We start from the raw sequence: 12157 nt of genomic DNA on the forward strand, positions 1-12157 counted from the left end.
CTTGGTTCTCTTCGGCAGAGAGCCCAAAGCACTTGTGCTTTTTTAGGCATAAGTTTTCTTTCTTTTATTAGATATTACGGTATCGGGAGTAATCCCGCTACCTACGTTAACACTTGGTTCTCTTGTGCAGAGAGCCCAAAGCACTTGTGCTTTTTTAGTCATCGTTTTTCTTTCTTTCGTACGGGATTCCACGTTTTGTTTTGAGAATAAAGTTGCAAAGAGTTTGGACTTGGTGGTTTTTAGTTTTTTCAAACAACTCGTTCGCAACCTCTTTTAACGGTTTTCCTGCTTCAAAAAGATCTCTGTAGGCAGATTTTAACTCATCAATATCTTCACGGCTTAAATGTCTTCTAAGTCCCGTGAGATTTAGACCTCTAAGGGTTGCGCGATTTCCCTCTGCCATGCAAAAAGGAGGAACGTCTTGAGCCAGAGCAGATGCACCTGCTACCATCGCATAGTCGCCGATATGAACAAATTGATGGATAGGCGTCATCCCGCCAATAACGGCATAATCACCCATCTCAACATGTCCTGCAAGTGTTGCAGCATTTGCTAAAATACAGTGATTGCCGATGATTACGTCATGTCCGATATGTACATAACCCATAAAAAGGTTGTGAGAGCCGATAATTGTTTTGCCGCCGCCGCCTTTTGTGCCGGGGTTAAAGAGGGTAAACTCTCTTATCTTATTATTGTCTCCGATTATGAGCTCTACATCTTCGCCTGCAAACTTAAGATCTTGCGGAGCTGAACCGATTACTGCATGTGAAAAAATATAGTTATTCTTTCCAATAGTAGTTTTTCCGTAGACAGAGCTGCTTTGTTCTATCTTTGTACCGTCGCCGATGGTGGTGGCTGCTGAGATGAAACAGTAGGGTCCTATCTCGACATTATCGCCTATAACCGCACCATCTTCAATAATTGCCAAAGGGGAGATTTTATTCAATGATTTACCTTTTCTTACTTATCAACTATCATAGCTTTTAGTTCAGCTTCTGATACTAAAACATTATCAACATAAGCCTTGCCGTCAAGCACCCAGATTTGACCTTTGTTTTTTATGACGCTTATGCGGTACTCAAGTCTGTCGCCTGGTTTTACGGGAGTGCGAAACTTCGCTTTATCGATGCTCATAAAATAGACTACTTTGTTTGCGGCTTCTTCTTCCGTCATATCGCCCATGCTTTTAAATGCCAATATGCCGCCGGCTTGTGCCATTCCCTCTAAAATCATAACGCCCGGATAGATCGGATGACCCGGAAAGTGACCTTGAAATACGTTGTCTCCTATTGTTACGTTTTTAAACCCGACAAGAGACTCCTTCTCTTTAATCTCTGTAACTCTATCTAGAAGTAAAAAAGGGTAGCGGTGAGGTATAATTTTTTGAATTTCTACAACATCCATAATCATTAGTAAAACCTTTATAATTTAATAAATTCGGTTATTCTACCAAAATAAATATTATAGAATCATTAGTTTTTCTCTGGTGTCCTCATAAGTTTTGGCATCAAGTTCTACAGTTAGCTTTGTTTGTGGTATTTCATTTACGACAATAATCGGGCTTAAATTGTAGCTTGTATCTGTGAGTGTATCTCTAAATTTTAGCTCTTTTTCAAAACTAGGAGGGTTAAAAAGGAGCTCTTTTATATTTTTATAATCGAGATTGCACTCGGAGTTAAAGTGTTTAAGAGTTACAAACTTTATCTCTTCACGGTTGAAATAACCGACATCTTTATGCAAAAATTCAACTCTGCCTTGTGCTTTTTTTCTAGGAAGAGTGGAGTAAAAAAGTGCATAAGCGTCAATAACCTCTGTTTTACCTGATATTACTTTGAGGCTAAATTGACGATAGTTCAAAAACTTCTCTCTTATGATTTTATATGCAATATTTTCATCTTCAAGTTCGTTTCTGCGACTGTAGAGTTCGAGCCTCTCTTGTATAGAAGAGGGAAGAGTAATATTTGAAAGGGGAGAGAACATCTCATCCATAAGCCGCTCCTGCTGCTCGCGCTGCATACTAAGTCCATAGATGCAGCCGCAGTAGTCTTGACGGTAGAGTTGCTCCTCTTTTGTCACGCGGCTCTGCTCCTGAGTTCCCCCGTCTGCACGGTAGTCAAATGAGACAAACGCAATGCCGTGTTTTTGAAAAAAGAGTTCGCCACTGTGTATGAGCTGCTCTTGTGATTTAAGAGGACTGACTAGAAGTGTCGTCGTAAAGCTTTCTTCGCCGAGTTCAAGCGCTTTTTTGGCACTTCTCTCAAAGCGTTTGTCAAAACAGGCTTCACATCTTTTGCCTTTTTCAGGCTCATTTTCCAAGCCTCTGACAGCTTCCATCCATGCCTCAAAGTCATACTCTCCCTCAAGAAGTTCGATGCCTAGTTTTTTGCATGAGCGTTTTACGTCAAGCAGTCGAAGTTGATACTCTGAGTAGGGATGGATGTTTGGGTCGTAGAAGAAGCCTGTAAGCTTCTCCTGTGGGTAGTCGTGCTGCAGCTTTTGCAAGAAAAAATGTGAATCGACGCTGCAGCAGATGTGTACTAACATTTATTTGGTAGTTTAGGGACGAGTCTCAAAAATCTCGATAGAGTTGATTGCATCTTGACCTTCGATGCTATCAAGCGTTGCAAAACTCTCTGTATCATCTTTGTCTATAGCGCCAAAAACTGTATGAACGCCATCAAGGTGTGGAGTTGCAACAAAAGTGATGAAAAATTGGCTTCCACCAGTGTTTGGTCCGGCATGAGCCATAGATAAAGCGCCTCTTCTATGTTTTGTTACATTTGTTTTTGTCTCACAAGGTATAGCCCAGTCAGGTCCGCCTGTTCCCGTTCCTTGAGGACAGCCGCCTTGCGCCATAAATCCTGGAATTACGCGATGAAAACTAAGGTTGTTGTAAAAGCCTGACTCTGCAAGATGTGCAAAGTTCGCAACCGTGTTTGGAGCCTCTTCTGGAAGCAGTTTCAACCAAATATCGCCCTTGCTTGTAGCTATCTTTGCCCACTGGAGCTTGTTTACTTCTTCTTCGCTTAACTCGTATTTTCTTAGTTTTTTGCCAAACATTCTTTGCCTTTTTTTGTAAAATATTTCGTAATTATAGTGAAATATTTTAAATAAAAGTTTTATTAAAAAATAAATGAGTGTATAATCTTGAACATGGAAATTAAATCACTATTTCAAAAGATAACAATAAAACAGGCAAATGTTTTTACGATAACGGTCATATTTCTGCTTACTATGGTTTTTGTCGCTCTTCTTGTCGATGAGATGTATAAAGACTATGAGAGGGCGCTTGAGAAGAGCTCGCTTGTAAAGAGTGAAAACACTCTAGATGTTAACCTTATAGATGAAAATAAAAAAAAGTTAAAGTCGCTTTTGGTGAGAACCGCACTTGCCATCGTTACGCTCTCTTTTATACTTTTTGCCATATTTCTTGGATTAAACAACCTCTTTAACAAGTTTTTACAAAGAGACACCGAGGCATTTTTGAACTTTTTTAAAAAAGCGGTTGACCACGAAGAGGCGATAAACCCAGATACTATATTTTTTCAAGATTTTAAAGAGATGGTAGGTTATGCAAATGAGATGGTAAGTAAAATAAATGAGCAGAAAAAGAGCCTAAAAGAGCTAAATCTCGGACTTGAAGAGAGAGTTAAGAAGAAAACGGCGGCACTTTTGGAGATAAACAAAAATCTAGAGGAGCAGAAGAGCTTTTCACAGGATCTTCTCATTGCCCAAAAGGAGTTTTTGCGCTATACGGTTCATGAGACAAATACGCCGCTTAGCGTAATACTTACAAGTATTGAGCTCTACCTTATGAAACATCCAAAAGATAGAGACCTCTCCAAGATTGAGGCTGCGGCAAAAAATATCTTCAGCATCTATGATGATTTGAGCTACTTGGTTAAAAAAGATCATATCGAGTATAAAAAAACTGCGATAAACCTCAATAATTTTCTAAGCAGCAGGATAGATTTTTTTAGAGAAGTTGCAGAGTTCTCAAGAATAACATTTAACTACATCAACCCAAATGAAGAGCTGCATATATACTTCAATGAGACAAAGCTTCAAAGAGTAGTAGACAACACTTTGACCAATGCCATAAAATACACGCTTCCAGGCGAAAATGTAGCGGTAAAGCTTCAAAAAGCAGGAGCTTTTATAGAGTTTTTGGTAAGCAGCAGATCAAAAATTATAGAGGATACTAGAAAAGTTTTTGAAGCCTACTACAGAGAAGAGAAGAAAAAAGAGGGTTTTGGGCTTGGACTTAGACTTGTTAAGAGTATTTGCGATGAAGAGGGCGTTGAGGTGAGGGTAAGTTCAGACAACGAAATGACCGCATTTAGCTATAAGTTCAAAGCGATGGGAGATTGATGAAGATACTGCTTTTGGAAGATGAGGTTATGCTCAATGAGTCAATATGCGAATATCTTCAGAGCGAAGGGCACCAGATAGAGAGCTTTTTTGACGGACTAAAAGCGCTAGAGGCTATAAGAGAGAGTGCGTATGATTTGCTCATCTTAGACATTACCGTTCCGGGGCTTGACGGTCTCACTTTTTTAGAGAAGATTCACGCACTAAAGATACATGTACCCGCGATTTATATAAGCGCTCTGGTTGACATAGAGGATATTTCGCGCGCGTATGATTTGGGATGCAACGACTACCTAAAAAAACCTTTTCATCTAAAAGAGCTCTCACTTAGAGTAAACAGAGTTAAAATTCTCGACACGACTCCAAGAGTACATCTCAGGCTCTCAAAAAACTACAGCTACGACCAAGAACACTCAACGCTACTCTTTAACCAAGAGGTACAGATACTCACCAAAAGACAGTCCCAAATCATAGACCTCCTCTCAAGAAACAGAGGGCGCATAGTGGATTTTGAACAGTTCCAAAACTACGTATGGAGCGAGCAGATAGTAGACAACGCAACCATCCGAGCCGAGATAAACCGCCTCAAAAAAAATCTCAAAGAGGACTTTATAATCAACGTCCGCGGCATGGGGTATATGATAGACAAGCCATAATTACCCACGCCGTTCATCTCACTAATCATCCTCTTTTGGTGTTGCTTCTTGAATAGTTTTATAGAAATAGCCGAGTCCTACAAACATGATGGTTGTGCCTATGAGCAAGTAAAAGGCTGAAACCATATTTGAGATATCTTCAAGAGCAATCTTAAATACCACCATCAGTGTCTCTATGGAGAGGGCTATGATGATTGAGATTAGAAATTTTCCTAGTACTTTATACTGTTTGTCTTCGGATCTATGAAACGACTGGTACATAACTTCATGCTCAAAGATCTGTTTTGCAAGGTCGTAAATCGCTAGTCCCAGCGTTATGGATATTATGGATCTAAATATGTCATGCAAAAAGTCGGATGTTGCCAAAGAGGACATAAGAAGGAAAAAAACAAACACTCCGTACCCGATAAGAGCAATAGCGACCAAAGCCAGTGCCGTAGAGCCGAAAAAGTAGATAACCTTCTTTACTTTATCATGAAAGCTGTTGTACTCTATGAGCTTAAGTTCTTCCAATAGAAAAATGAGATCTATATCAAAAATATAGTATGTAGAGTTTATAAAATGAACTACCGAGATACTTGCTTTGCCTGTTTTATAATGGATGTATGGATTTGATATATAGATTCCATTTTCATCTAAGCGCAGCTTCACAAAATAATGGCTCTTGTCGCTTCCTATATGAGAAGAGTCAGCTCCTTTTTTAAACATGATAGGAGTTGTCTGTTTATACTCACAGTCTACTCCGTACATCAGCTGAATATAGCGGTACTGTTTTAGTATGTTTTGTGCTTCTGACATGTAGTCTTTTGGGAAACTCTCTATAAGTCTTTTGACAAAATAGTCTACATTGATTTTTTGCTTTCTATATATATTTATTACTTCTTTCATCTTGTTCCACCTTTTATAAAAAAATTTCAATACATTATCGCTAAAAAATAATTATAATGCAAAAGATTTAGAGCTTATTTCTTTGAAACACAGAGACATTTTTCTTAAGCTAAATTAAATATTAAAAATAGGTTACCATTTTACACATTTTATAGAACCAAAAACCTAAATTGTTATATTTAATGCCAATGCTACGTTCATGCTATTTTCCTATTTTAGGATTAGGGTAATAATAAAAGGGAGAAGTATGAAAAAGAAGATAGCGCTTAGTATTGCGGCAATGGGATTTGCTGTATCAACTACTGCTCTTAGCGCGGCAGAAGATTTAAACAGTATGTTTTCTGAGGGAAAAGCCAGCGGACAGCTTCGCATGTTTTATATAGATAGAGAGTATCAGGGGAGTGCGGGAAACCAAACTCACAGAGGTTCTACTGCAGTAGGCGGACACTTGAAGTATGAGACAGCGGAGTTAAACGGAGTTAGTTTGGGTGCCGCATTTTATACTACACATGAAGTAGATTCTCGCAGAACTGTAGATCCGACACTTTTTGGCAAGGATGATGAGGGCTATTCCATTCTTGGCGAAGCTTATCTGCAGTATAAGCATGAAAACACGACATTTAAAGGCGGTCGTCAAAAGTTATCGACTCCGATGCTAGGCGATGATGATGCGAGAATGATTCCAAACCTTTTTGAAGCGTATGTGCTTACAAACAGAGATGTCGCAAACACAGCCCTCACGCTTGGGCATGTGACAAAATTTGCACAAGGAACTTTTGGCAGGGTATATAACGGCGGACTTTTGTCGGCTACTTCTGGTTACTCTTATGATGATAGTAAAAACCATGTTGGAAGTTTTACAAATGTAGGGACGTATGCGTTTGACGAAAAAACAGACGGTATCACTATGGCTTCGGCTACATATACCGGGATTGAAAATCTCAAACTTCAGCTTTGGGACTACTACGCTCATGACATCATGAACATAATCTACGGCGAGGCAAACTACTCATGGAAGTGTCTTGTAACCGATGCGCTCAAACCTTACGCGGGTGTGCAAATCATCAAAGAGGATTCGGTTGGAGATGAGTTTGGCGGAGAGATAGACAGTCTATACGCTGCAGCAAAATTCGGTGTTAAGATAGAGAATTTTGACCTTTCGTTTGCGTACTCTAAAACAGGCAAAAACAGTGCAGTAGAGGCAGCTGAGGGAGGTCTAGAGAGTGCAATCGTCTCTCCATGGGGCGGTATGCCTGCATATACGCAGGGGATGGTAACACGCCATATGTTTATGGCAGGAACAGAAGCGGCAAAAGTGGCGGCATCATATAACTTTAAAGATATGGGTGCTAACCTTACAACAGTTGCATACTATACAGAGTTTGATATGGATGCAAACAGCGGATACGGCGTAGAGAGAACGGCAAGTGAAGCTGGGTTTGATGCTATATACAACCCAAAGGTTGTGAAAAATCTTCAACTTCGCCTACGCGGGAACTTTCCAAGAGCGTTTGCACAGAGTGCAGCCGGAAAAACAGGCTGGAATGAGTACAGATTTATCGCAAACTACAATTTTTAAGGAGAATTAGATGCAAAAAGAGATGGTTGAAAAGATTAAAAACGATCCAAATTATCAAGAGTTGGTTTCAAAAAGAAGCTCATTTTCCATAAAACTTACAATAACAATGCTGGTGGTCTACTTTGCATTTATATTAACCATAGCATTTGAGCCTTCGCTATTGGGAACGCCTCTCTCAAGCGACACTGTTACTACGGTCGGTATTCCTGTTGGAATGGCTGTTATATTTTTTGCTTTTATCTTAACTGGTATATATACAAAAAGAGCAAACGGCGAATTTGATGATTTAAACAACAAAATTAAAGAATCGGTAAGGGAAAAGTAGATGATGAGTAGAATATTTTTATTTTTAATTCTTGGGACGGTAGGAGTTTTTGCAGCAGGCGTGATTGAAGGTGAAGCTATAAAAAAAGATCTAAACGTTCCTGCAATTGTAATGTTTGTTATCTTTGTAGGTGCCACTTTGGGCATAACATACTGGGCGGCAAAACGTACAAAGAGTGCAAAAGATTTCTACACTGCAGGCGGCGGAATTACCGGTTTTCAAAACGGTATGGCGATTGCGGGCGACTACATGTCGGCAGCTTCTTTTCTTGGAATATCGGGTCTTGTATATCTCAACGGTTATGATGGTCTTATCTACTCAATAGGGTTCTTGGTCGGTTGGCCGATAATTCTCTTTATGATTGCAGAACCTCTGAGAAATCTTGGTAAGTACACTTTTGCGGACGTCGCGTCATACAGACTTAGACAGACTCCTATCCGTATTTTGGCGGCATCGGGCTCTATCGCAACAGTAATCTTGTATCTTATCGCTCAAATGGTCGGTTCAGGCAAGCTTATTCAACTTCTTTTTGGTCTTCAGTATGAAGTAGCGGTAGTTATTGTCGGCATCTTAATGATACTTTATGTAACTTTCGGCGGAATGCTGGCAACTACTTGGGTTCAGATTATCAAGGCATTTTTACTGCTCTCGGGTGCTACATTTATGGCAGTCGCGGTTATGGCTCACTACAACTTTAACTTTGGAGAACTTTTTGCTCATGCAACAGAGTTAAAAGGCATAGAGATTATGAGCCCTGGCGGTCTTGTAAGCGACCCTGTATCGGCAATTTCACTAGCGGTCGCACTCATCTTCGGTGTTGCTGGTTTACCTCATATACTTATGAGATTTTTTACGGTAAGTGACGCTAAAGAGGCTAGAAAGTCGGTCTTTTATGCGACAGGCTTTATCGGTTACTTCTATGTCTTGACGTTCATTATCGGTTTTGGCGCTATTGTTATGGTCTTTCAAAACCCTCAGTACCTAGACCTTGCAAAACAGGCAGTCAGCGGCGGATATCCGATATTTGGCGGAAACAACATGGCGGCTATTCACCTAAGTCATGCAGTCGGAGGAGACTTCTTCTTAGGCTTTATCTCAGCAGTTGCGTTTGCTACGATTTTGGCGGTTGTCTCAGGTCTGACACTAGCAGGTGCTTCTGCAATCTCTCACGACCTTTATGCGTCTGTAATTAAAAAGGGTCAAGTTGATTCGATTACAGAGATGAAGGTCTCTAAAGTGGCTACCGTTGTTTTGGGAATAGTTGCAATTATAATGGGTATCTTATTTGAGCAGCAAAACATTGCTTTTGTTGTAGGTCTTGCGTTTGCTATTGCGGCATCTGCGAACTTCCCGATTCTCTTCCTTTCAATGTACTGGAGAGGCTTAACGACTCGCGGTGCGGTAATCGGGGGCAGTCTAGGTTTAGCAACGGCTGTTATACTTGTTATACTCGGTCCGATTGTATGGGTTGATATATTGGGAAATGCAACCGCAATCTTTCCATATAAATATCCCGCACTCTTCTCTGTAATAGTGGCATTTGTAGGAACATACATCTTCTCTATAACAGATAATTCACAGGGGGCAAAAGATGAGGCAGAGGCTTTTGAAGCTCAATATATAAGAGCGCAGACAGGTATCGGCGCAGAGGGTGCTTCTGAGCACTAAAATGAGAGAAAATATAAAAGGAGGAGCGGATTTATGAGCATACTTGATCAGAGAAAACTTATAGAGTCTATCCACCCTTTTGAGCTTTTAAGCCCGATTACTTTGGATAATCTTATGAAGAAGATTGACATAGCTTACTACCCAAAAGAGACGCTCCTTATCTCAAAAAATCTTCCATCCGTAGCTTTTTATATCATCATAAAAGGCTCGGTAAAAGAGATGATAGACGGGGAGATTTACACGCTCTTCAATGCGGGAGACAGCTTTGACGCGGATGCGCTTATCTATGAGAAGGCTAATGGCGATTTCATAGTAGAAGAGGATCTTATCTGCTATGAGATAAAAAAAGAAGATTTTATAGACCTCATGCAGGACAAAAGCGTTCAGGGATTTTTTTTAAAAGATTTTATAGAGCGTCACCAACATCTCAAAAACTACTCTTCGCAGAGTGAACTTACACCATTTCTAATAGCGAGAGTCTGCAATATTTTCCTGCATAATGCATGTATAGTAGATGAAAAAGAGTCGATTAAGAGTGCTCTAAAAAAGCAAAAAGAGCTAAAAACAAACGTCATTATAGTGAAGTATAGAGATGATTTTGGAATCGTCACGGACACCGACTTGAGAGAGAGGGTTTTACTGGGCGGAATCTCCACAGAAGAAGAAATCCATAAAATTGCTACGCACAATCTTATCACCATAGATAAAAACGACTTTTTATTTAACGCGCTTTTGCTTATGACTCAAAAAGAGATAAAGAGAGTAGTGGTAAAAGAGGATGAGAAGATAGTCGGTGTTTTAGAGCAGCTTGACCTGCTTAGCTATTTTGCAAACCACTCGCACCTCATAGCCGTGCAGATAGACAAAGCGCAAAAATTTGACGACCTAAAAGCACTTGGAGGTGATTTTAAAAACCTTATAGTCTCACTTAGAGCTAAAGGCGTCAAGGTAAGATACATCACAAAACTCCTCTCCTCTTTAAATGAAAAAATATATAAAAAACTCTTTGAGATGTGTGTAGAAGAGAGTTTGCAAAAAGATTGCGCCCTTGTTCTCATGGGAAGCGAAGGCAGAGAAGAGCAGACCATAAAGAGTGATCAGGACAACGCACTTGTTATCAGAGACGGCGTAGATGTTGAGCTATTTAGAGAGCCCATGATGGAGCTAAACAGACAGCTGCTCGAACTTGGATTTCCAAAGTGCAGCGGAGATGTGATGGTAAGCAATGAGTTTTGGCGAAGAAGTGTGGCTTCATATAAATCTCTTATAGACAAATGGACCTATGACATGAGTGATGGGAGTGTTCAGAACTTAAGCATATTTCTGGATTCAAAATGCGTGGCGGGAGATTGCTCTTTGCTTAAAGAGTTGAGAGCGCATCTTCACAATAACTTCTATGCAAGAGATGATGTTTTAGCACACATCGCAAAAGCGATTTTGAACTTTGACACTCCGCTCTCTATATTTTCGGGGTTTGTTATAGAAAAAGAGCATAACAATAGACTTGACTTGAAAAAGGGCGGTATTTTTGCTCTGGTTCACGGCGTAAGAACGCTAAGTCTTAAGCACGCCATTGATGCAACAAACACGATTGAGAGAATCAAAGAGCTAAACAACATTGGTGTTATAGACAAAACATTTGCTACTGAGCTGATTGAGAGTTTTGACACGCTTAGTTCTATCCGTCTCAAGGCGATGCTAGAGGCAAAAAATATTGAAGAGAGCAACTACATTAACCCTAAGAAGTTAGAAAAAATTGATAGAGATCTGTTAAAAGACAGCTTTAAAATCATAAATAAATTTAAAAAATTTATGAGTTTTCATTTTCATCTCAATATGGTTGTTTAGCGATGTTTGATTTTATCTCCAAGTTTAAAGTCAATAAAAATCGTAAAAAGCTCAAAGACAAAAATTTTGAGTTTCTTTTTGAAGAGGATAGAAGCAGAGAGTTTGTTGTCATAGATACTGAAACAACAGGACTCAATCCAAAAAAGGATGAGATACTCTCAATCGGTGCCGTAAAGATAAAAGATAACAAAATTCTTACGTCACAAACTTTTGAGGTTTTTTTGAAAAACTCCAAAGAGATAAGCTCAAATAGTATCAAGATTCACGGGATTCGTCCGTTTGATTTAAGGGATGCAAAAACAACAAAGGAGGGCATTGTAGAGTTTTTAAATTTTGTGGGTTCAAGACCACTTGTAGGATACTATTTGGAGTTTGACGTAAGCATGATAAACAAATACACTAAAGAGATGCTCGGCATAACGCTTCCAAATAGAATGATTGAAGTATCTGAAATATACTTTGATAAAACGATTTCATTAATTCCTCAAGGAAATATTGATTTACGGTTTGATACAATACTTAAAAGTTGCAATATCCCAAATATGGGAGTGCACAATGCCGTCAACGACGCTATTATGACGGCTATGATATATTTAAAATTGACACAAGGAAAAGGTAATGAAAAAAGAGATATTTAAACCAAACAGAGAATTTGCAAAAGATGCAAGAATAAAAAATATGTGTGAATATCAGGAGCTAATGGATGCGGCAAATGATGATTATGAGGGTTTTTGGGGCGGTTTTGCGAAAGAGAAGATTGATTGGATAGAGCCATTTAAAAATGTTTTAGATGAGAGCAATTTCCCGTTTGTTAAGTGGTTT

Annotated in this window: 13 protein-coding genes; 8 read left to right on the forward strand and 5 right to left on the reverse strand. The window is 39.4% G+C overall.

The genetic code is table 11. The features are described from left to right. Positions 1-154 precede the first annotated feature (154 nt). The 4 genes from lpxA to RQ763_RS04365 are packed head-to-tail and all read right to left on the reverse strand — an operon-like array spanning position 155 to position 3060. Complete coding sequence (gene lpxA, locus RQ763_RS04350) at positions 155-946, reverse strand: acyl-ACP--UDP-N-acetylglucosamine O-acyltransferase (protein WP_314151416.1); 792 nt, start codon at positions 944-946, stop codon at positions 155-157. A 14-nt stretch (positions 947-960) separates the two neighbouring features. Continuing rightward, positions 961-1407, reverse strand: coding sequence for a 3-hydroxyacyl-ACP dehydratase FabZ (gene fabZ, locus RQ763_RS04355; RefSeq protein ID WP_314151427.1), 447 nt, complete (start codon positions 1405-1407; stop codon positions 961-963). Between the two features lie 54 nt (positions 1408-1461). Continuing rightward, positions 1462-2544 (reverse strand): epoxyqueuosine reductase QueH, encoded by a 1083-nt coding sequence (locus tag RQ763_RS04360; RefSeq protein ID WP_314151417.1) that lies wholly within the window; start codon positions 2542-2544, stop codon positions 1462-1464. 12 nt (positions 2545-2556) lie between these two features. Beyond that, entirely contained in the window at positions 2557-3060 is a 504-nt protein-coding gene (locus tag RQ763_RS04365) for a peptidylprolyl isomerase (RefSeq protein ID WP_314151418.1), read from the reverse strand. A 93-nt stretch (positions 3061-3153) separates the two neighbouring features. Here RQ763_RS04365 and RQ763_RS04370 point away from each other — a divergent pair, with 93 nt between their 5' ends. Both RQ763_RS04370 and RQ763_RS04375 read left to right on the forward strand, forming a co-directional pair. After that, positions 3154-4371 (forward strand): HAMP domain-containing sensor histidine kinase, encoded by a 1218-nt coding sequence (locus RQ763_RS04370; RefSeq protein ID WP_314151428.1) that lies wholly within the window; start codon positions 3154-3156, stop codon positions 4369-4371. Beyond that, a complete protein-coding gene (locus RQ763_RS04375; RefSeq protein ID WP_314151419.1) occupies positions 4371-5027 on the forward strand; it encodes a response regulator transcription factor in 657 nt (218 codons plus the stop codon). The genes RQ763_RS04370 and RQ763_RS04375 overlap by 1 nt, the downstream gene beginning before the upstream one ends. Positions 5028-5048: 21 nt before the next feature. Here the strand turns inward: RQ763_RS04375 and RQ763_RS04380 are convergent, their stop codons facing one another. Then, entirely contained in the window at positions 5049-5915 is an 867-nt protein-coding gene (locus tag RQ763_RS04380) for a hypothetical protein (protein ID WP_314151421.1), read from the reverse strand. Between the two features lie 247 nt (positions 5916-6162). Between RQ763_RS04380 and RQ763_RS04385 the strand changes: the two genes are divergently transcribed. From RQ763_RS04385 to RQ763_RS04410, 6 genes are all read left to right on the forward strand, one after another. Further along, entirely contained in the window at positions 6163-7494 is a 1332-nt protein-coding gene (locus RQ763_RS04385; RefSeq protein ID WP_314151422.1) for an OprD family outer membrane porin, read from the forward strand. A 10-nt stretch (positions 7495-7504) separates the two neighbouring features. Then, entirely contained in the window at positions 7505-7819 is a 315-nt protein-coding gene (locus RQ763_RS04390) for a DUF485 domain-containing protein (RefSeq protein WP_314151423.1), read from the forward strand. A gap of 3 nt (positions 7820-7822) precedes the next feature. Then, positions 7823-9487 carry a cation acetate symporter gene (locus RQ763_RS04395; RefSeq protein ID WP_314151429.1) on the forward strand — a complete coding sequence of 555 codons (1665 nt, stop codon included), beginning with the start codon at positions 7823-7825 and terminating at the stop codon, positions 9485-9487. A 33-nt stretch (positions 9488-9520) separates the two neighbouring features. Beyond that, the gene (locus tag RQ763_RS04400) at positions 9521-11335 is read left to right on the forward strand and encodes a putative nucleotidyltransferase substrate binding domain-containing protein (protein ID WP_314151424.1); all 1815 of its coding nucleotides are present in this window, start codon (positions 9521-9523) and stop codon (positions 11333-11335) included. 2 nt (positions 11336-11337) lie between these two features. Next, the gene (locus RQ763_RS04405; RefSeq protein WP_314151425.1) at positions 11338-11973 is read left to right on the forward strand and encodes a 3'-5' exonuclease; all 636 of its coding nucleotides are present in this window, start codon (positions 11338-11340) and stop codon (positions 11971-11973) included. Beyond that, on the forward strand, positions 11954-12157 hold a 204-nt coding region (locus RQ763_RS04410; protein WP_314151426.1), incomplete at its 3' end, for an acetyl-coenzyme A synthetase N-terminal domain-containing protein. The genes RQ763_RS04405 and RQ763_RS04410, both read left to right, overlap by 20 nt.

The sequence above is a fragment of the Sulfurimonas sp. genome (genome assembly GCF_032250635.1).
Taxonomy (GTDB): domain Bacteria; phylum Campylobacterota; class Campylobacteria; order Campylobacterales; family Sulfurimonadaceae; genus Sulfurimonas.